Source organism: Pseudomonas sp. CFBP 8758, assembly GCF_014841725.1.
GTDB classification, from domain to species: domain Bacteria; phylum Pseudomonadota; class Gammaproteobacteria; order Pseudomonadales; family Pseudomonadaceae; genus Aquipseudomonas; species Aquipseudomonas baltica.
Genome location: NZ_JACYUK010000007.1, coordinates 259,868 through 280,590, shown reverse-complemented (window position 1 = coordinate 280,590; position 20,723 = coordinate 259,868). Strand labels below are relative to the sequence as shown.

The 20,723-nt window shown below is 62.4% G+C and carries 17 protein-coding genes and 1 pseudogene; 14 read left to right on the top strand and 4 right to left on the bottom strand.

The window, feature by feature from the left end; genetic code table 11:
- Nucleotides 1-10: 10 nt before the first annotated feature.
- The 3 genes from IFT75_RS17220 to glnA form a co-directional block, all read right to left on the bottom strand.
- Complete coding sequence (locus IFT75_RS17220; protein ID WP_192055938.1) at nucleotides 11-607, bottom strand: DUF4124 domain-containing protein; 597 nt, start codon at nucleotides 605-607, stop codon at nucleotides 11-13.
- Nucleotides 607-1,122, bottom strand: coding sequence for a DUF4124 domain-containing protein (locus IFT75_RS17215; protein WP_185794922.1), 516 nt, complete (start codon nucleotides 1,120-1,122; stop codon nucleotides 607-609). The genes IFT75_RS17220 and IFT75_RS17215 overlap by 1 nt, the downstream gene beginning before the upstream one ends.
- A 132-nt stretch (nucleotides 1,123-1,254) precedes the next feature.
- Entirely contained in the window at nucleotides 1,255-2,661 is a 1,407-nt protein-coding gene (glnA, locus tag IFT75_RS17210; RefSeq protein ID WP_122480480.1) for a glutamate--ammonia ligase, read from the bottom strand.
- 422 nt (nucleotides 2,662-3,083) lie between these two features.
- On the opposite strand from glnA, the gene thiI reads away from it, so the two are divergent.
- From thiI to IFT75_RS21685, 4 genes and pseudogenes are all read left to right on the top strand, one after another.
- A complete protein-coding gene (gene thiI, locus IFT75_RS17205) occupies nucleotides 3,084-4,538 on the top strand; it encodes a tRNA uracil 4-sulfurtransferase ThiI (protein WP_192055847.1) in 1,455 nt (484 codons plus the stop codon).
- A gap of 263 nt (nucleotides 4,539-4,801) precedes the next feature.
- Nucleotides 4,802-6,622 carry a translational GTPase TypA gene (gene typA / locus IFT75_RS17200; RefSeq protein ID WP_122480478.1) on the top strand — a complete coding sequence of 607 codons (1,821 nt, stop codon included), beginning with the start codon at nucleotides 4,802-4,804 and terminating at the stop codon, nucleotides 6,620-6,622.
- 218 nt (nucleotides 6,623-6,840) lie between these two features.
- Nucleotides 6,841-7,692: pseudogene (locus IFT75_RS21690) on the top strand (cache domain-containing protein); the annotation flags it as partial.
- Nucleotides 7,693-7,728: 36 nt separating this feature from the next.
- Nucleotides 7,729-8,814 (top strand): methyl-accepting chemotaxis protein, encoded by a 1,086-nt coding sequence (locus IFT75_RS21685; RefSeq protein ID WP_446731082.1) that lies wholly within the window; start codon nucleotides 7,729-7,731, stop codon nucleotides 8,812-8,814.
- A 218-nt stretch (nucleotides 8,815-9,032) separates the two neighbouring features.
- Here the strand turns inward: IFT75_RS21685 and IFT75_RS17190 are convergent, their stop codons facing one another.
- Nucleotides 9,033-9,443, bottom strand: a complete 411-nt coding sequence (locus IFT75_RS17190) for a YkgJ family cysteine cluster protein (protein WP_122480476.1) — start codon at nucleotides 9,441-9,443, stop codon at nucleotides 9,033-9,035.
- Between the two features lie 187 nt (nucleotides 9,444-9,630).
- On the opposite strand from IFT75_RS17190, the gene IFT75_RS17185 reads away from it, so the two are divergent.
- The 10 genes from IFT75_RS17185 to dtd all read left to right on the top strand — a co-directional run bounded on the left by IFT75_RS17185 (nucleotide 9,631) and on the right by dtd (nucleotide 20,722).
- The gene (locus tag IFT75_RS17185; protein ID WP_122480475.1) at nucleotides 9,631-12,081 is read left to right on the top strand and encodes a glycogen/starch/alpha-glucan phosphorylase; all 2,451 of its coding nucleotides are present in this window, start codon (nucleotides 9,631-9,633) and stop codon (nucleotides 12,079-12,081) included.
- A 329-nt stretch (nucleotides 12,082-12,410) separates the two neighbouring features.
- A complete protein-coding gene (locus IFT75_RS17180) occupies nucleotides 12,411-13,421 on the top strand; it encodes a class 1 fructose-bisphosphatase (RefSeq protein ID WP_122714533.1) in 1,011 nt (336 codons plus the stop codon).
- A gap of 367 nt (nucleotides 13,422-13,788) precedes the next feature.
- On the top strand, nucleotides 13,789-14,277 hold the full coding sequence (locus tag IFT75_RS17175; RefSeq protein ID WP_425312021.1) for a lipocalin family protein: 489 nt from the start codon (nucleotides 13,789-13,791) through the stop codon (nucleotides 14,275-14,277).
- 146 nt (nucleotides 14,278-14,423) lie between these two features.
- Nucleotides 14,424-15,134, top strand: a complete 711-nt coding sequence (gene hutC, locus IFT75_RS17170) for a histidine utilization repressor (protein WP_240998863.1) — start codon at nucleotides 14,424-14,426, stop codon at nucleotides 15,132-15,134.
- A 114-nt stretch (nucleotides 15,135-15,248) separates the two neighbouring features.
- Nucleotides 15,249-16,217 carry an ABC transporter substrate-binding protein gene (locus IFT75_RS17165; protein ID WP_122480471.1) on the top strand — a complete coding sequence of 323 codons (969 nt, stop codon included), beginning with the start codon at nucleotides 15,249-15,251 and terminating at the stop codon, nucleotides 16,215-16,217.
- Nucleotides 16,218-16,262: 45 nt separating this feature from the next.
- Nucleotides 16,263-17,114 carry an ABC transporter permease gene (locus IFT75_RS17160; protein ID WP_122480470.1) on the top strand — a complete coding sequence of 284 codons (852 nt, stop codon included), beginning with the start codon at nucleotides 16,263-16,265 and terminating at the stop codon, nucleotides 17,112-17,114.
- Nucleotides 17,111-17,932, top strand: a complete 822-nt coding sequence (locus tag IFT75_RS17155) for a quaternary amine ABC transporter ATP-binding protein (protein WP_185794927.1) — start codon at nucleotides 17,111-17,113, stop codon at nucleotides 17,930-17,932. Before IFT75_RS17160 ends, IFT75_RS17155 begins: the two co-directional genes overlap by 4 nt.
- A gap of 134 nt (nucleotides 17,933-18,066) precedes the next feature.
- Complete coding sequence (gene srmL, locus IFT75_RS17150) at nucleotides 18,067-19,212, top strand: PheS-related mystery ligase SrmL (RefSeq protein WP_185794928.1); 1,146 nt, start codon at nucleotides 18,067-18,069, stop codon at nucleotides 19,210-19,212.
- A 104-nt stretch (nucleotides 19,213-19,316) separates the two neighbouring features.
- Complete coding sequence (gene pip, locus IFT75_RS17145) at nucleotides 19,317-20,288, top strand: prolyl aminopeptidase (RefSeq protein WP_122480467.1); 972 nt, start codon at nucleotides 19,317-19,319, stop codon at nucleotides 20,286-20,288.
- Nucleotides 20,285-20,722: a D-aminoacyl-tRNA deacylase gene (gene dtd / locus IFT75_RS17140; RefSeq protein ID WP_122480466.1), complete on the top strand. Its 438-nt coding sequence runs from the start codon at nucleotides 20,285-20,287 to the stop codon at nucleotides 20,720-20,722. The genes pip and dtd overlap by 4 nt, the downstream gene beginning before the upstream one ends.
- The last annotated feature ends 1 nt before the right edge of the window (nucleotide 20,723 follow it).

Below are 20,723 nucleotides of genomic sequence, written 5' to 3'. Positions count from 1 at the left end.
CTGCCGCTGCTCAGTCGTCCTCCGGCTTGTCCTTGAGTGGACATTCCGGGCGTACACCGTAGTCGGAACTTCGGCAGGGGTGAACCCGGCGTTTCTGGATCAGCGAGATACGCTGCAGGTGGACCGGCTGGGCTGGCGTGCGCTCGATCACATGGTCGTCCTGATCGATGATCTCGGCGGCCAGGGTATGAGTGCCGCGGTCGACGTTGCTCAGGGCGAACACCGGACTGCGCCCCGGCGCCTGTGCCACTTCGCCGTCGAGCAACAGGCGGTAGCGATGGTTGGGCTGCAAGGCCGGCTCACTGGTCAGGGTCACGATCAGTGAACCGTCTTCCTCGCGCACGGCGGTGTCCGGCAGGGGCCCGAGGATGCGCAGCATCTGATAACGCGTCGCCGCGGTTCTGTTCGGCACTGGCACCTTGCTGGTGCGCGGCGGCATCACGGTAGCCGGGGCGGTGGGCGTGGCGCGTGCAGGCATCGGCACCCGTTCGGCGCCCTTGCGCGGCTGGTCGGTGAAAACCCGGTTGCCATTGGCGTCGACGTAGGTGTACACCGCGGCATGGGCCGACGCGGCGATCACTACCAGCCAGAGCAGCGTCCAGCGCATCACGGCAGGTGAACCCGCTGGACCGTGAAGGTGACGGTGGCGCTCTGCTGGATCACGGCTTCGCGGGCATCGAGGACCTGTACCGCCAGGCCATGTTCGCCGCGATCGACATTCACCAGTTGCAGGCGCGGCACGTTGCTTGGCTGACCATAGGGCTCGCCGTCGAGCACCAGGCGCAGGCGATCTCCCGAACGCAGGCGTGGCACGATCGCCACGCCCACATCGAAGGTGCCGTTGTTGGCCCGCAGCGCTTCGTCGGTTGGCAGCCCGGTCAGTTCCAGCTGGCTGTACTGGGTCTGCGGCACCGCGACGGTGGTGCTCGGCAGGGTGGTTGGCGCGGGCTTGCGCAGCGACTCGACGCTGTTGAGCGGCGGCAACTCGACCGTTTGGCTGGCACGCCCCTGGGGCGGCTGGTTGCTGTAGGCCGTGTTGCCCTCGGCGTCGGTGTATTTGTAGATCTGCGCCACGGCGGGCAGCGCACACAGCAGCAACAGGCAGGCTAGGGGTGAGCGCATGGAAACTTCTCTGAGTGGCGCTTGCATGGGGGCCAGCATAGAGCAATTGAGGGGGTGCGTGCAGCGTTGCCATGGTAGGCGCAGAACGAAAAAAGGCCACCCGAGGGTGGCCTTTCTGTCACATCACAGGGATCAGACGCTGTAGTACAGGTCGTATTCCAGTGGGTGTACGAAGGTGCGGACCTTGATTTCTTCTTCGCTTTTCAGGGCGATGAAGGCGTCGATGAAGTCATCGCTGAACACGCCGCCCTTGGTCAGGAACGCACGGCCCTTGTCCAGCTCTTCCAGGGCTTCCTTCAAGCTGCCGCAAACCTGCGGGATTTCCTTGGCCTCTTCGGGCGGCAGGTCGTACAGGTTCTTGTCGGCGGCATCGCCGGGGTGGATCTTGTTCTGGATGCCGTCCAGGCCAGCCATCAGCAAGGCTGCGAAAGCCAGGTACGGGTTGGCTGCCGGGTCTGGGAAGCGCGCTTCGATACGACGGCCTTTCGGGCTGTTGACGTAAGGAATACGGATGGAAGCCGAACGGTTGCGGGCCGAGTAGGCGAGCATGACCGGCGCTTCGAAACCTGGGACCAGACGCTTGTAGGAGTTGGTCGACGGGTTGGTGAAGCCGTTCAGCGCCTTGCCGTGCTTGATGATGCCGCCGATGAAGTACAGCGCGGTGTCGGACAGGCCGGCATAGCCTTCGCCAGCGAAGGTGTTCTTGCCATCCTTGGAGATCGACATGTGCACGTGCATGCCCGAGCCGTTGTCACCGTACAGTGGCTTGGGCATGAAGGTAGCGGTGCGGCCGTAGGCGTCGGCAACGTTGTGCACGACGTACTTCAGGGTCTGCACTTCGTCGGCCTTGGCGACCAGGGTGTTGAACTTGACGCCGATTTCGTTCTGGCCGGCAGTCGCCACTTCGTGGTGGTGAACTTCGACGACCTGACCCATCTCTTCCAGTGCGTTGCACATGGCGGTACGGATCTCGTGGTCATGGTCGACCGGTGGCACTGGGAAGTAACCGCCCTTGACGCCTGGACGGTGGCCTTTGTTGCCGCCTTCGACGTCCTGGTCGGTCATCCAGGAAGCCTGTTCCGAGAAGATCTTGAACATGGAGCCGGAAATGTCGGACTTGAACTTCACTTCGTCGAAGATGAAGAACTCAGGCTCCGGGCCGACGAACACGGTGTCGCCGATACCGGTCGACTTCAGGTATTCCTCGGCGCGATGGGCGATGGCGCGTGGGTCGCGATCGTAGCCCTGCATGGTGGACGGTTCGATGATGTCGCAGACCAGGATCAGGGTCGGCTCTTCGGTGAACGGGTCCAGAACGGCAGTGCTGTCGTCCGGAAGCAGGATCATGTCGGAGGCTTCGATGCCTTTCCAGCCTTCGATGGAGGAACCGTCGAACATCTTGCCGACTTCGAAGAAGTCGTCATCCAGGGCATCGCGCGCTGGCATGGTCACGTGCTGCTGCTTGCCTTTGGTATCAGTGAAGCGCAGATCAATCCACTTGACGTCATGATCTTTGATGAGTTGAACCGACTTCGACATGTTGTCCTCCGGGGTGGAATGGGGCCGATTGTGAAAGGGGGCCCCTAAATATGTGTGATGCCGGGCCCGATAGTCGGCCAAGGCAACCTGCCTCACAAGGGAGCAATTTGCATGCCAGTGCCCTGTGATGGGCGCAACGCTGATTCTCACTATCCGCAGGTTCGAACCCATTCCCCTGTAGCAGCGGCGCAAGCCGCGTCACGCTTCGTCCCTGGCATTAATAGGTATGAAGGCGGGACGCGGCTTGCCCCCCAGCTACACGAGGTGGGTTTGAATAGGGGTGCGCTGGTTTGGTGCGGGTCTGTTTTGGGTGGTCGATATTGGTGCGTTTGCCCGTTCGTACGATAACTGGTCAAACCTTGAGCAATTTCCGCTATAATCCGCGCCCCTCTTTTCAGGCTGGCATTTCGCGCGCTGTTTTCATGAAACTTATCGTAAAAGTCTTTCCAGAGATCACCATCAAGAGCCCGCCGGTGCGCAAGCGCTTCATCCGCCAGCTCGCCAAGAACATCCGCATGGTGCTCCGTGACCTGGACCCGCAGCTGATGGTCACTGGCGTGTGGGACAACCTTGAAGTCCAGACCAAGCTGACGGACGCCAAGGTGTTGCGCGAGATGACCGAACGCCTGAGCTGCACGCCAGGTATCGCGCATTTCCTGCAAGTGGACGAATACCCGCTGGGCGATATGGATGACATCGTGGCCAAGTGCAAGGCGCACTTCGGCCCGCTGCTGCCTGGAAAGATCTTTTCGGTACGCGCCAAGCGTGCCGGCAAGCATGCCTTCAGCTCGATGGATGTGGAACGCACCGTCGGTAGCCAATTGCGCCGCGAGTGTGGTGCTGCCGGCATCGACCTGAAAAAGCCCGACGTGGTGGTGCGCCTGGAAATCCGCGACCAGCGCCTGTTCGTCATCCATGACCAGCACGACGGCATGGGTGGCTACCCCTTGGGCGCGCTGGAACAGACGCTGGTGTTGATGTCGGGCGGTTTCGACTCCACCGTTGCCGCCTACCAGATCATGCGCCGTGGCCTGATGACCCACTTCTGCTTCTTCAACCTGGGCGGTCGCGCTCATGAGCTGGGGGTGATGGAAGTTGCCCACTTCCTCTGGAAGAAGTACGGCAGCTCTCAGCGCGTGCTGTTCATCAGCGTGCCGTTCGAAGAAGTGCTGGGCGAGATTCTCGGCAAGGTCGACAACAGCCACATGGGCGTGATCCTCAAGCGCATGATGCTGAGGGCCGCCACGCGCCTGGCCGACCAGCTGAAGATTCCCGCGCTGGTCACGGGCGAAGCCATCTCGCAGGTGTCCAGCCAGACCCTGCCCAACCTGTCGGCGATCGACAGCGCGACCGACAAATTGGTACTGCGCCCGCTGCTGGCGAGCCACAAACAAGACATCATCGATCAAGCAGTTGAAATTGGGACTGCCGATTTTGCCAAACACATGCCAGAATATTGCGGCGTGATTTCGGTCAACCCGACCACCAGTGCAAAATTGCCGCGCGTCGTCCATGAAGAGAAGTCTTTCGACATGGCCGTTCTTGAGCGAGCGCTGGAACGCGCCAAGCTGGTGTCCATTGATGAAGTCATCGACCAGCTGGGCCGGGATATCGAGGTCGAAGAGGTCAGCGAGGCGCTGTCCGGACAAGTCGTCATCGATATCCGCCACCCCGATGCCCAGGAAGACCAGCCGCTGTCACTGGCCGGCATCGAGGTCAAGGCAATGCCTTTTTATGCCCTGAACAGCCGCTTCAAGGAACTGGATTTCACTCGCCAGTACTTGCTGTATTGCGACAGGGGCGTCATGAGCCGACTGCATGCTCACCATCTGTTGAGTGAGGGACATGCCAATGTGCGCGTTTATCGTCCGACATAGAGTCCCAGGGTTGAATGGTGGGAGTATCCGCCATCGCCCTCCCGACCCCCAGACAGCGTAGGAACTACTGCGCTAGGCAATGCTGCGTCAGAAACAGGCTCGGAATGCTCATTTACAACCAGTAAACTGTGCTTCCTCGCCTATTTCTTCCTTGCCTTGCCGTCGCTCGCTACGTTCCTACGCTGTCTGGCCCGGATAGCTTTTTGTTTAATATTCGCCACGTAGAATGCGCGGCAACCGAATCCTCTGATCGAGATACACAAGTGATCGAAAATCTACGCAACATCGCCATCATTGCTCACGTTGACCATGGCAAGACCACCCTGGTAGACAAACTCCTGCGTCAGTCCGGCACCCTGGAGCGCAACGAGCTCAACGACGAGCGCGTGATGGACTCCAACGACCAGGAAAAAGAGCGTGGCATCACCATCCTGGCCAAGAACACCGCCATCAACTGGAACGGCTACCACATCAACATCGTGGACACCCCGGGCCACGCCGACTTCGGTGGTGAAGTAGAGCGCGTGATGTCGATGGTCGACTCCGTGCTGCTGCTGGTCGACGCCCAGGACGGCCCTATGCCGCAAACCCGTTTCGTGACCAAGAAGGCGTTCGAAGCCGGTCTGCGTCCGATCGTCTGCATCAACAAGGTCGACCGTCCAGGCGCGCGTCCGGACTGGGTTCTGGACCAGATCTTCGACCTGTTCGACAACCTCGGTGCCACCGAAGAACAGCTGGACTTCAAAGTCGTCTACGCCTCGGCCCTGAACGGCATTGCCGGTCTGGAACACACCGACATGGCCGAAGACATGACCCCGCTGTACCAGTCGATCGTCGACAACGTACCGGCTCCGAAAGTCGACCGCGACGGCCCGTTCCAGATGCAGATCTCGGCACTGGACTACAACAGCTTCCTGGGCGTCATCGGTGTTGGCCGTATCGCTCGCGGCAGCGTCAAGCCGAACACCCCGGTGGTCGCCATCGGCGCCGACGGCAAGAAGCGCAACGGTCGTATCCTCAAGCTGATGGGTCACCACGGCCTGCACCGCATCGACGTCGAAGAAGCCTTCGCTGGCGACATCGTCTGCGTGAGCGGCATGGACTCGCTGTTCATCTCCGACACCCTGTGCCAGCCGGACAACGTCGAAGCGATGAAGCCGCTGACCGTCGACGAGCCAACCGTTTCCATGACCTTCCAGGTCAACGACTCGCCATTCTGCGGTAAAGAAGGCAAGTTCGTGACGTCCCGCAACATCAAGGAACGTCTGGACAAAGAGCTGCTGTACAACGTTGCTCTGCGCGTTGAAGAAGGCGACTCGGCCGACAAGTTCAAGGTCTCCGGCCGCGGCGAGCTGCACCTTTCGGTACTGATCGAAACCATGCGTCGCGAAGGCTTCGAAATGGGTGTCGGTCGTCCTGAGGTGATCATCCGCGTCATCGACGGCGAGAAGCAGGAACCGTTCGAAAACGTCACCATCGACACCCCTGAGGAATCCCAGGGCAAGGTCATGGAAGAGATGGGCCTGCGTAAAGGCGACCTGACCAACATGGTGCCGGATGGCAAGGGCCGTGTTCGTCTGGAATACAACATCCCTGCTCGCGGTCTGATCGGTTTCCGTAACCAGTTCCTGACCCTGACCAACGGTGCGGGCATCCTGACTTCGATCTTCGATCGCTACGCTCCGATGAAGTCGGGCCACATGTCCGGCCGTCAGAACGGCGTACTGGTTTCGGTCGAAACCGGCAAGGCACTGACCTACTCGCTGGAAACCCTGCAGGCGCGCGGCAAGCTGTTCGTCGAGCACGGCCAGGAGATCTACAACGGTCAGATCGTCGGCTTGAACAGCCGCGACACCGACATGGGCGTAAACCCTACCAAGGGCAAGAAGCTGGACAACATGCGTGCGTCGGGCAAAGACGAAACCATCGCTCTGGTTCCACCTGTTCGCTTCACCCTGGAACAGGCTCTGGAATTCATCCAGGACGACGAGCTGTGCGAAGTTACGCCGAAGTCGATCCGTCTGCGCAAGAAGATCCTGGACGAAGGCGAGCGTACCCGCGCTGCCAAGAAAGCCAAGAACTGATCCGTAGTTCCGGTTGATTGAAAAGGCCCCCGGCGCGAAAGCGTCCGGGGGTTTTTTTATGGCTGTGTGTTGGCAGGTCTGCCCGCGAAAGGGCCGGCCCTGGCACCCTGCATACCTTCCATCGCCCACTTCTCGAGTTTCCTCGGACCGAGCCGATAGCGCAGGCAATATCGATTCCCTCCGAAGGGGGCCCCGTGAGCCTGCTACCTACCAAGATCATGTCCCGCTTCAGCCTGGGCATCCTGTTCATCCTTCTGGTCACGACGGTGGCCATCTACGCGGTCATGGTACTCAGCGGCGAGCCCAAGCTGATCCAGTCCAACACCAAGAGCGCCGAGCAGTCGGCCACGGCCATCGCTCGGCAGCTGTCGATCCAGCTGGCCGAGGTCGAGGGGCGCGTCGCCGCGCTGGCGAGTCTGGGCGCAACGCTGCCGGCCGACGTCGAGCTGGTGAAGGGTGCATTGGCACCGATCATCGACTCACAGGGCGATGCCGCCATTGCCGGCGGTGGCCTGTGGCCCGAGCCCGATGCGTTCAGCGCAGGCGTGCCGCGGCGCAGTTTCTATTGGGCGCGCAGTGGGCAGGGCCTGGGTTATTCCGAGGAATACAATGCCGGCGCCGTCGATGACTATCACGCCGCCGACTGGTACGTGCAGGGCAAGGCATCCGCGCCTGGCCGCTGCGCGTGGTCGGATGCCTACGAGGACCCGGTCAGCAAGATCCTGATGACCACCTGTACCGTGCCCTACAGTCGTGAAGGACGTTTCGCCGGTGTGGCGACCATCGACCTGACACTCACGGGCTTGGCCAACTTCCTCAAGTCCAACGGGCAGGTCACCGGGGGTTATGCGTTCGCCATCGACCCCTCGGGCAAGGTCCTGTATTTCCCGGCCGCCAACGACAAACCGGCACCTGCCGACGAGGCGGCGATGCTCGCTGCCTACCCTTGGTTCAAGGGCGTTGCCGATTGGCGCAGCAGCGGCCAGCGCGAAGCGCAGACGTTTCATGTCGATCAGGACGCCCAACTGGGTGGGGCGGGCTACATCAGTCTCACGCGGGTGCCGGCCAGTGGTTGGGTGGTGGGCCTGGCCACGCCGCAGGCACACATGACCGGCATTGCCAGCAAATTGACTGTGGATATCCTCACCACCTTGCTGCCGATCCTTGCATTGGTGTTCGGTCTGGCCTGGCTGGCCGGGCGCGCGGTGTTCAGTCAGATCAACGAAACCACGGCACAGATCGACAAGCTGGGCGAGCAGGGCGGTGGCGCCAGCGCCGAACTGGACGTGGCTCGAGCGGACGAGATCGGCCTGCTGCGCGGGGCGGTCAACCGTTACGCCGGCAACCTGCGCAGCATGCTCAAGGCCATCGCCGATGAGGCGCTGCGCCTGCAGAAACAGTCCGATGACGTTGCTCGGTTGTCGGTGATCATGGCCGAACGCGCCGAAACCCAGCGTCAGGACAACACCTTGCTGGCCACGGCGATTACCGAGATGTCGTCCAGTGCCCAGGAGGTTGCCTCCAACACCACCGAGTGTTCCGACACCGCGCAGCTGTCGCTGTCGACGGCGCGCCAGAGCCAGGGGCATGTTCAGCAGAACAGCCAGACGATCAATTCCTTGACCGGTGATATCGCCAGCGTGGCACAGGCGATCACCAGCCTGGGTCAGGACATAGAAAGTGTCAGTGGCGTGCTCGACGTGATCAAGTCGATTTCCGCGCAGACCAACCTGCTGGCACTCAATGCCGCGATCGAAGCCGCTCGCGCCGGTGAGCAGGGGCGAGGTTTTGCAGTGGTTGCCGACGAGGTGCGCACCCTGGCAGGACGGACCCAGGCTTCGGCCGACGAGATCCAGGAGATGATCGGCGAACTGCGCCAGGCGTCGGTGAAGGCGGTCAATACCATGGTCGCGGGCGAAGACCGCACGCGGACCGTGGCGCAGCAAGCTGACGTGTTGAGCGTGTCGCTGGGGAGCACGGTGGTCGGTTTTGACGACATCGTCCAGCGCACCCAGCAGATCGCTGTGGCCGCCCAGGAACAGAGCCATGTCACCCAGGAGATCAACGAACTGGCAGTGCGCATTCACGCAGCCAGCGAAGACGGCGCGCGCGATGCGTCGAGCCTCAGTGAATTGAGCCAGGGCATGCAGGCTCTGTCGACCCGTCTGGCAGGGCTGAGCCGACAGGGGTGACCGGCGGCAATTCGGCGGCGCTCCCTTCGCGGGCAGAGCCCGCTCCCACAGGGGGGAGGCGTGTGGCGATGTTCTGTAGGAGCGGTCATTGGCCGCGAAAGGGCGCTGCAGTGTGCCTGGCAGACCGTGGTATGGCCTTCGCGGGCAGAGCCCGCTCCCACAAGGCGCGCAGTGTTCGCAGGTAGGCCCCGCTCCCACAGGGGTAGCAGGGACGTTACTCAGCCTTGGCGCGATACTGGCTTGGGCTGGTAGGCACAGAAGCCTGGGCGAGGCCCGATCTTCGGATGATTGCGGCAGGTGTCCGGACGCTTTTCATAGATGGTGCACAGGCGGCTTTTCTTGTCCAGGTACAGGCAATCGTTGTTGCTCATGCGCGTCAGGGTGAAAATGCCCGACTTCTGGTTGAAGCGCTCGACGATGCCTTCCTTCTGCAAACGCTTGGCAACGTTCTTGGGGGGATCGCCTTTCTCGAACTCATCCACCACGCCGATACGGATCAGGTCCTTGATCTTCACTTCCACCGGCAGCGTGCAGCAGGTCGAGATACAGGCGCCGCACATCGGCGCGGAATATTTCTGCCAGGTGTCCAGGCGGTCCACTTCGGCGGCGGCAATCAAAGAGCTTTTCATTGTCAGGTCATCAGGTAACGTGGATCAGGGCGCGCGATCATACCGGCATTGGTGAAAAAGTGAACAACCATCTGCCTGAAACCCTGCTAATCGTGCAAAGTTACGAACCTGAGCTTTCAGCGTGTGTCGAAGCGTCTAGGCTCAGGTATTCCATCTAGAATCGTCAATTTCCCCGAGGACGCATTGCATGTCTCAGGAACCGCTTGTCCGTGACGCCGAGGTGGCCGATTTCCGCGCTGCTGTACTCGCCAAACTCACCTACGCGGTGGGCAAGGACCCCGATCACGCATTCGACCATGACTGGTTCGAGGCCATTGCCCTGGCGGCGCGCGACCACATGGTCGAGCACTGGATGGATCACACCCGGCAGATCTACCGCAAGGGTCAGAAACGGGTCTATTACCTTTCGCTGGAATTCCTCATCGGCCGGCTGCTCTACGACAGCCTGAGCAACCTCGGGCTGCTGGACATCGCCCGTGAAGCGTTGACCGACCTGGGCGTGGACCTGGAACGCATCCGTCTGCTCGAGCCCGATGCAGCGCTGGGCAATGGTGGCCTCGGCCGCCTGGCCGCCTGTTTCATGGAAAGCATGTCGACCCTGGGCGTCGCTGCCCACGGCTATGGCATCCGTTACGAGCACGGCCTGTTCCGCCAGGCCATCGTCGACGGCTGGCAGCAGGAGCAGACGGAAAACTGGCTGAATTTCGGCAACCCCTGGGAGTTCGAGCGTCCTGAAGTGATCTACCCGATCAGCTTCGGTGGCCATGTGGAAACCGTCACCGACAGCGAAGGCCAGCAAAAGCAGGTGTGGTGGCCCAGCGAGACCGTTCGTGCGGTGGCCTACGACACGCCAGTGGTCGGCTGGCGTGGCTCCAGTGTCAACACGCTGCGCCTGTGGCGTGCGCGGGCACTGGAAGAGCTGCACCTGGAGCGCTTCAACGCGGGCGACCACTTGGGCGCCGTGGCCGAAGTGGCACGCGCCGAGAGTATCTCGCGGGTCCTGTACCCCGCCGACAGCACCGAGGCGGGCCAGGAGTTGCGCCTGCGCCAGGAGTACTTCTTCGTTGCAGCCTCTCTGCAGGACCTGTTGCGTCGTCACCTCAATGGCAACGACAGCCTGCTCAACCTGTCCGACAAGGCCGCCATCCAGCTCAACGACACTCACCCCTCCATCGCCGTGGCGGAGCTGATGCGCCAGTTGGTGGACGAACATGGCCTGGCCTGGGACACGGCGTGGGAAATAACCGTCAACACCCTGGCCTACACCAACCACACACTGTTGCCCGAAGCGCTGGAAACCTGGCCCGTGGGCTTGATGGAACGCATGCTGCCGCGGCACATGCAGATCATCTACCTGATCAACGCCTATCACATCGATTCGCTGCGCGCCAAAGGCCAGGACGACGTCGATGTGCTGCGCGCGGTATCGCTGATCGAGGAAGACAACGGCCGTCGCGTGCGCATGGGCAACCTGGCGTTCCTCGGCTCGCACAGTGTCAACGGCGTGTCGGGCCTGCACACCCAGTTGATGCGCAGCACCGTGTTCTCCGAACTGCACAAGCTCTATCCCGACCGGATCAACAACAAGACCAACGGCATCACCTTCCGCCGCTGGCTGTACCAGTCCAACAGCGAGCTGACCGCCATGCTGGTCGACAAGCTCGGGCCGGAACTGCTCGACAATCCGGAAATGCTGCTGAAGAACCTCGAGCCTTTTGCCGACCAGCCCGAGTTCCGCAAGGCGTTCGCTGCGCAACGGCTTAACAGCAAGAAAGCACTCGCGCGCATCATTCATGAGCGCGTGGGGGTGGCGGTCAATCCCGAGGCCATGTTCGACGTTCAGGTCAAGCGCATCCACGAGTACAAGCGGCAATTGCTCAACCTGATGCACACCGTGGCGCTCTACCAGGCCATTCGCGCCGAGCCGGAGACGAACTGGGTGCCGCGGGTGAAGATCTTCGCCGGCAAGGCCGCGGCCAGTTATCACCAGGCCAAGCTGATCATCAAACTGGCCAACGACATCGCCCGCGTGGTCAACAACGACCCGACCGTGCGCGGCCTGCTCAAGGTGGTGTTCCTGCCCAACTACAACGTGAGCCTGGCGGAAAGCATCATTCCGGCAGCGGATCTATCCGAGCAGATTTCCACGGCCGGCTACGAAGCGTCGGGCACCAGCAACATGAAGTTCGGCCTCAATGGCGCCTTGACCATCGGTACGCTGGACGGTGCCAACGTCGAGATGTGCGAATTTCTGGGCAAGGAAAACATGTTCATCTTCGGCATGACCGCCGCTCAGGTGGAAGAACGCAAGCATGCCGGGGGCTACAGTGCCCATGGCGATGTCGCGGCTTCCCATCGGTTGAACGATGTACTGCAGGCCATCCGCGGCGGGGTGTTCTCGCCGGACGATCCATCGCGCTATGTCGGGTTGGTCGATTCGCTGACCAACTACGACCGCTTCCTGTTGTGCGCCGATTTCGACGCGTACTGGGATGCCCAGCGCAAGGTCGAGGACACCTGGCACGACGCCGACAAGTGGTGGCGCATGGCGGTATTGAACACGGCGCGCATGGGCTGGTTCTCTTCCGACCGAACCATCCGCGAGTATGCGCAGGATATCTGGCAGGCGTTGGAGTAGGGCCAGGATCGGCGGCGCTCTTTTCGCGGCCGAAGACCGCTCCTACGGATGTCTGTAGGAGCGGTCATCGGCCGCGAAGAACGCACCGCGGTGTATCAAATACAGCGCACCAGCCTTTTCGCGGCCACAGACCGCTCCTACGGATTTTTGTGTTCATCCGGTAGGAGCGGTCATCGGCCGCGAAGGGCTCGCCGCATACTCAGCGGCGAACTATATTCCCTGATAGCGATCTGATGGCTGCCGCGGCGTGGCTAGCGCTCGCTAGGTTTGACCGCACCCGTGTAAACTGTGCGGGCTTTCCCCAACCCTTTTCTACTCCGGAGTCGTCCATGTCCCGCGTTACCCTGAGTCGCTACTTGATCGAGCAGACCCGCAGCAACAACACGCCGGCCGATCTGCGCTTCCTGATCGAAGTGGTGGCGCGCGCGTGCAAAGAGATCAGCCATGCGGTGTCCAAGGGCGCCCTGGGTGGCGTGCTTGGCAGCATGGGCACCGAAAACGTCCAAGGTGAAGTGCAGAAGAAGCTGGACGTGCTGTCCAACGACATCCTGCTCGAAGCCAACGAATGGGGCGGTCACCTGGCCGGCATGGCGTCCGAAGAAATGGACAACGCCTACCAGATTCCCGGCCAGTACCCCAAGGGTGCCTACCTGCTGGTATTCGACCCCCTCGACGGCTCTTCCAACATCGACGTCAACGTGTCGGTCGGCACCATCTTCTCGGTCCTGCGCTGCCCTACCGAGCACCTGAGCCAGAACGACAGCCTCAAGGAACAAGCCTTCCTGCAGCCAGGCACCGAGCAGGTTGCTGCCGGTTACGCCATCTATGGCCCGCAGACCATGCTCATCCTGACCCTGGGCAACGGCGTCAAGGGTTTCACCCTGGATCGCGAAATGGGCAGCTTCGTGTTGACCCACGAGAACATCCAGATTCCGGAAACCACCGCCGAGTTCGCCATCAACATGTCCAACAAGCGTCACTGGGAAGCCCCGGTGACCAAGTATGTGGACGAGCTGCTGGCCGGTGAAGAAGGCCCGTTGAAGAAGAACTACAACATGCGCTGGATCGCCTCGATGGTCGCCGACGTGCACCGTATCCTGACCCGCGGCGGCTTGTTCATGTACCCACGCGACAGCCGCGAGCCAGAGAAGCCAGGCAAGCTGCGCCTGATGTACGAAGCCAACCCGATGTCGTTCCTGGTGGAGCAGGCCGGTGGTGCTTCGACCGATGGCCGCCAGCGCATCATGGACATCAAGCCCGAGGGCCTGCACCAGCGTGTTGCCGTGTTCCTGGGTTCCAAGCAGGAAGTCGAGCGCGTCACCGGTTACCACACCGAGTAAACGCCGCAAGACCGCATTGAAGCCGGGCGCTGGTGCAGGGGTTGGCGGATTCGTCTGTAGCAGCGGCGCGAGCCGCGTCGGCGGTGCATGCGGTGTGGATGAATCACCGCTGTGCCCCTGACGCGGCTTGCGCCGCTGCTACAGGGGCCGCGTTGAAGACAGGCACTGGTGCATGGGGTGCCTCTGGCCCACCGCGGTAGGCGCACCGTTGCCAATTGGAACCCGCGCCGCTTCCGCTCTTCTAAGCAGCACATCCCCTGTGTCTGCCGTTCGAGGAGAGCCCCCCATGTCGTTGCGCACGTTTGCCTTGCTGCCTTTGTGCCTGTCGCTGTTGATCGCCGGTTGCAGCAATGCCCCCGACGCCAGCATGGCGCCACGTACCGTCGACAGCGTAGACCTGAAGCGCTACCAAGGCACTTGGTACGAAGTGGCCAGGTTGCCCATGTTCTTCCAGCGCAACTGCGCCCAATCCGAAGCCCATTACACCCTGCAGGCCGACGGCAACATCGGCGTGCTCAACCGCTGCCGCACCGAGGCTGGCAAGTGGCAGGAAGCCAACGGCACCGCTTCGCCGCAGGTCCCCGGCAAGACCGACAAGCTGTGGGTGGTGTTCGACAACTGGTTCTCCCGAATGGCCCCGGACCTGGCCAAGGGCGACTACTGGGTATTGGACGTGGACGACGGCTACCAGCACGCGCTGGTCGGCAGCCCGAACCGCAAGTACCTGTGGCTGCTGTCGCGCACGCCGCAGGTGTCCACGGCCGTGCGCGAGCGCATGCTGGCGAAAGCACGCCAGCAGGGCTATGACACCACGCGCCTGATCTGGCGCGCGGCGGATGCCGATATCGGCAAGTGATGGCGTAACCCCTCTCGCGCCCGGCCCGCGCAGAGTTGTCCTGCCCAGGCGCGAGTCGCGTTACAATGTCACTCGCTGTGCCCCACGAATCAATCCAAGGAATTCTTGTGCCGACTCCGCCCGTTGTCCCTGCGCTGGCTGCCCAGATGGGCGAAAGTCCGGCGCCCTTGTATGCCCGCGTCAAACAGATGATCGCGGTGCAGATCCTCAACGGTACCTGGCCACCGCACTACCGGGTGCCCTCGGAAAGCGAGTTGGTCAACCAGTTGGGCTTCAGCCGCATGACCATCAACCGCGCCTTGCGCGAGTTGACGGCCGAAGGCCTGTTGGTGCGCATGCAGGGCGTAGGGACGTTCGTGGCCGAGCCGAAAAGCCAGTCGGCGCTGTTCGAAGTGCACAACGTCGCCGACGAGATCGCCGCCCGCGGCCACCGCCACAGCAGCCGCCTGGTATTGCTGGAAGAAGAAGCGGCCGGCGCCGAGCGCGCCTTGACCTTGAACATGCGCGAAGGCCAGCGAGTATTTCATTCGATCATCGTCCACTACGAAAACGACATCCCGGTGCAGATCGAGGATCGCTACGTCAACGCCCAGATCGCTCCGCAATACCTGCAGCAGGACTTCGTCGAAGAGACGCCGTATGCCTACCTGACCCGTGTGGCACCGCTGACCGCCGGCGAGCACCTGGTGGAAGCCATGCTCGCCAACCCCAGCGAGTGCGAACTGCTGCAGATCGAGCGCGGCGAGCCCTGCCTGCTGATCCTGCGCCGCACCTGGTCGGGCAAGACGCCGGTCACGGCGGCGCGCTTGATCCACCCAGGTTCGCGTCATCGGCTGGAAGGACGCTTCACCAAATAGGCCTGCTGGCGACACAAATACGCCAATCTGCCACAGGTCGCGCAGAACAATGGCTCATCGCGCGGTCACAGCCATAGACCGCCGTGACCCATGGCCCATGTGGAGCAGGACCCGATGAAACTGAACAAGACCCTCCTGGCAACGACCCTTTCCCTGGGCTTGCTGGCCGCTGCCGGTAACAGCCAAGCCGCCGGGTGGTGCGAATCGGGCAAACCGGTGAAATTCGCCGGCCTGAACTGGGAGAGCGGCATGCTGCTCACCGACCTGCTGCAGTTCGTGCTGGAACACGGCTACGACTGCAAGACCGACAGCCTGCCGGGCAACTCCATCACCATGGAAAGTGCCTTGGGCAGCAACGACATCCAGGTATTCGCCGAGGAATGGGTCGGTCGCAGCGAGGTCTGGAACAAGGCCGAGCAGGCGGGCAAGGTGGTGGGTGTAGGCGCGCCGATCACCGGCGCCGTGGAAGGTTGGTACGTGCCGCGCTATGTGGTCGAAGGCGACGCCAAGCGCGGCCTCGACGCCAAAGCGCCCGACCTCAAAGCCATCGCCGACCTGGGCAAATACGCCCAGGTGTTCAAGGATCAGGAAGAACCGAACAAGGGTCGTTTCTACAATTGCCCGGCCGGCTGGACCTGCGAGCTGGAAAACAGCGAAATGCTCAAAAGCTACGGCCTGCTGGACAGCTACACCAATTTCCGCCCAGGCACAGGGCCCGCCCTCGATGCGGCGGTACTGTCGAGCTACAAGCGTGGCGAACCGATCCTGTTCTATTACTGGTCACCGACCCCTCTGCTGGGCCAGGTCGACGTCGTCAAGCTGGCGGAAAAACCCGGTGTGGACAAGACCATCAGCATCAAGGTCGGCCTGTCCAAGGCCTTTCACGACGGTGCGCCGGAATTGCTCGGCGTGTTCGAAAAGGTCAACCTGCCCATCGACCTGCTCAACCAGAATCTGGCGCGCATGAGTCGCGAGCGTATCGAGTCGCCCAAGCTGGCGCGCCTGTTCCTCAAGGAGCACCCGGACGTCTGGAAACCATGGGTCAGCGAAGCGGCCGCCACCAAGATCGAAGCAGCGCTTTGACCTGGTCTTTGGTATCGACAAAGCCCCCAGCATCGAGAGCGCCCCATGTTTCCTGAAAGCTTCACTTTTTCCATCGCCAACTGGGTCAATGACGGCGTCGATGCGCTGGTGACCCGCTATGGCGATGTCTTCCGGCAGATATCCGACACCCTGCTGTGGGCCATCGTCAACCTGGAAAGTCTGCTGCGCATGACGCCCTGGTGGCTGATGCTGGCAATCGTCGGCGGCATCGCCTGGCATGCATCGCGCAAGTGGCTGACCACTGCGGTCATCGTCGGCCTGTTGTTTCTGGTCGGCGCGGTGGGGCTGTGGGACAAGCTCATGCAGACCCTGGCATTGATGCTGGTTGCCACGCTGATTTCCGTCGTGATCGCCATTCCCCTGGGCATCCTTGCCGCACGCAGCGACCGTCTGCGCGCGGTGCTGATGCCGCTGCTCGACATCATGCAGACCATGCCCAGCTTCGTGTACCTGATCCCGGTACTGATGCTGTTTGGCCTGGGCAAGGTACCGGCCATCTTCGCCACCGTGATCTACGCGGCGCCGCCGTTGATACGCCTGACCGACCTGGGCATTCGCCAGGTCGATCGCGAGGTCATGGAAGCGATCAATGCCTTCGGTGCCAATCGCTGGCAGCAGCTGTTCGGTGTGCAATTGCCGTTGGCCCTGCCAAGCATCATGGCCGGCATCAACCAGACCACCATGATGGCGCTGTCGATGGTAGTGATTGCCTCGATGATCGGTGCCCGTGGCCTGGGCGAAGACGTACTGGTGGGCATCCAGACCCTGAACGTGGGCAAGGGGCTCGAGGCCGGGCTGGCAATCGTCATTCTGGCGGTCGTGATCGACCGCATCACCCAGGCCTATGGTCGTCCCCGTCACGAGGCAGGCCGATGAACGCGCCGAAGATCGAAGTGCGCAATGTCTACAAGGTGTTCGGCAAGCGCGAGAAAGAGGCGCTGGCGCTGAGCCAGCAAGGGCAGAGCAAGGAGCAGGTGCTGGCCGCCACCGGTTGCGTGGTCGGGGTCGACGACCTGTCGTTGTCGATCGCCGCAGGCGAGGTGTTCGTCATCATGGGGTTGTCCGGTTCGGGCAAATCCACCCTGGTGCGGCATTTCAACCGACTGGTAGATCCTTCCAGTGGCCAGATACTGGTGGATGGCGAGGATATCCTGCGCTACGGCATGCCGGCGCTACGCGAATTTCGCCGTCGCAAGATCAGCATGGTGTTCCAGAGCTTCGGCCTGCTGCCGCACAGAAGCGTGCTGGACAACGTCGCCTATGGCCTCAAGGTGCGAGGCGAGAGCAAGGCGCTGTGTGAGGAGCGCGCGCAGCACTGGGTCGAAGCGGTGGGCCTCAACGGCTACGAACGTGCCTACCCGCAGCAGCTCTCCGGCGGCATGCGCCAGCGAGTGGGCCTGGCGCGGGCGCTGGCGGCGGATACCGACATCATTCTCATGGACGAGGCGTTCAGTGCCCTGGACCCCTTGATCCGCGCCGAAATGCAGGACCAGCTGCTGGAGCTGCAGACCCGCCTGCACAAGACCATCGTGTTCATCACCCACGATCTGGACGAAGCGCTTCGCCTGGGCAACCGGATCGCCATTCTCAAGGACGGACGCCTGATCCAGGCCGGCACCGCCAGGGAAATCCTGCACAACCCGGCCGACGACTATGTGGACCGGTTCGTCCAGCGGCGCAGCGTCGCGATCTGAAGCTCCAAACGGCCTGTTATTCAGAAACGTCCGACAGACGTTTCTGAATAACAGGCCTTTCAGACTTTTCTGATTGTGGTCCCCCAATACCCTGCCTAGCGTGCAGGCATTCGCCTCGAACAAGGAATGCCTGCATGCCCGTCACCAAGCACTATCTCAGCCATGAAGCGATACACAAGGCGCTGCGCATTGCCGACCTGACCGAAGCCTGCGAGCCGCCCCATGCCGTGCGCCTGCTGGTCAAGGATCTGCTTGCCGGCCTGGTGCGACAAGGCTGGCCCTTGGCCGAGGTGCACAAGGGGCCGCGGATCATCTCTGCCGTGGAAAACTTCCAGCTGTGCGGCGACGATCCCCAGGTGATGGATGAGGTAGGCAACCACAGCTGCTGGGTGGATGACGAACTGCTGCTGCGCACCCAGACCAGCAGCGCGATCATCACCGGCCTGCAAGCAGCGGCGGCGCGTCGGGCACCGGGCGAAACCATCATGCTCGCCGCACCGGGCATCACTTTCCGTCGCGATATCCGTGATCGCTGGCATTGCGCCGAGCCGCACCAGATGGACATCTGGGTACTGGGCGACGCCGAACTGGGCAATCGTCAGGATCTGCTGCGTCTGGTCGGTGATGTGCTGGACATCGCCGTGCCGGGGCGAATGTGGGGGCACAGCTGCGGAGCCTGCGGTTTTACCCGCGATGGCCTCAACGTCAGTTTGGTGACCCGCCAGGCACCGGTGGACATCCTCGCCTGCGGCTGCATCTGCCCGGCGTTCCTGCAGCGTCTGGAGGTCGATCCCCAGGCCCATGGTGGTCTGGTTCTGCGCCTGGGGCTGGACCGCCTGGCCATGCTGCGCAAGGGCGTTCCGGACATCCGCCTGCTGCGCGACGGCCATCCCCAGGTGCAGGCGCAGATGGGCGACCTCAAGGCCTGGCAGCCCCTGTACCGCCAGCCGGCGATCAGCCGTGACCTGTCGCTGGCGGTGGCACCGGGGTTGGGGATCGAGGACATCACCGAGCAGGTCCTGCAGGTGGCCGGCTACCGCGCCAGCTGGATCGAGGAACTGCACATACGCGGCTGCTGGCCGTTCGAGGAATTGCCCGCGCTGACCATCAAGCGCCTGGGCATCGTTCGCGGCCAGCACAACCTGGTGCTGCAGGTGGTGCTGCGCGACCACGCCCAGTCCCTGACTGCGCAGCAGGCCGACGGCTTGTATCGCGATATCCGCACGGCTCTGCACCAGGGCGTGCCGGGCGGCGCCTATCTGGTAGGGGAGCGCTTGTGAAACCCTTCAGTGGAAACCCTGCAATGAATAGGGAGAATGCGCCGGGCGGTCATTCGGGTTTATGATGGCCAACGGCAGAGACCCAACATCCAACGGAGCGCACGATGCAAACCTTGTACCCGCAGATCAAACCCTACGCCAGGCATGATCTGGCCGTGGAAGAGCCGCACGTGCTGTATGTCGACGAAAGCGGCTCGCCCAAGGGCTTGCCGGTGCTGTTCATCCACGGCGGCCCGGGTTCCGGGTGCGACGCGCAGAGCCGTTGCTACTTCGATCCCAACGTCTATCGCATCGTGACCTTCGACCAGCGCGGCTGCGGCCGCTCCACGCCCCATGCCAGCATCGAGAACAACACCACCTGGCGGTTGGTGGCAGACATGGAGCGCATTCGCGAACACCTGGGCATCGACAAGTGGGTGCTGTTCGGCGGTTCCTGGGGCTCCACGCTGGCCCTGGCCTATGCCCAGACCCATCCCGAACGGGTCCACGGCCTGATCCTGCGCGGCATTTTCCTCTGCCGCCCGCAGGAAATAGAATGGTTCTACCAGGCCGGCGCCAGTCGCCTGTTCCCCGACTATTGGCAGGACTACATCGCGCCGATACCGCTGGATGAGCGCGGCAACCTGTTGCAGGCTTTCCACAAGCGTCTTACCGGCAACGACCAGATTGCCCAGATGCATGCGGCCAAGGCCTGGTCCACCTGGGAAGGGCGTACCGCGACCCTGCGGCCCAACCCGCTGGTGGTCGATCGTTTCTCCGAGCCGCAGCGTGCGCTGTCGATCGCGCGCATCGAAACCCATTACTTCGTCAACAATGCCTTCCTCGAGCCCGACCAGCTGATCCGCGACATGCCGCGCATCGCCCACCTGCCGGCAGTCATCGTGCACGGCCGCTACGACGTGATCTGCCCGCTGGACAACGCCTGGGCGCTGCATCAGGCCTGGCCAAACAGCGAGCTGCAGGTCATTCGCGACGCGGGTCATGCCGCCTCGGAGCCGGGCATTACCGACGCCCTGGTGCGCGCTGCCGAGCAGATGGCGCGGCGTTTGCTGGACCTGCCCCTGGAAGAAGCGTGAAGGGGCTGCTGCAGCGGGTCAGCCAGGCCCGCGTCGAGGTGGCCGGGCAAACCATCGGGGCCATCGACCAGGGGCTGTTGGTGCTGGTAGCGGTCGAGCCGGACGACACCGCCGCCAGCGCCGACAAGCTCCTGCACAAGCTGCTCAACTATCGAGTGTTCAGCGACGAGCAAGGCAAGATGAACCTGTCGCTGAAGGATGTTGGCGGCGGCCTGTTGCTGGTGTCGCAATTCACCTTGGCGGCGGACACCCGCAGCGGCCTGCGCGCAGGCTTCTCCACTGCAGCCGTGCCCGCCCTGGCGCAGGCGCTTTTCGAGCACCTCGTGGACGCTGCAAAAAAAGCGCATCCACAGGTTCAGGTCGGGCAGTTCGGTGCCGATATGCAGGTAAGCCTGACCAACGATGGCCCCGTAACCTTTTTGTTACAAATTTAAT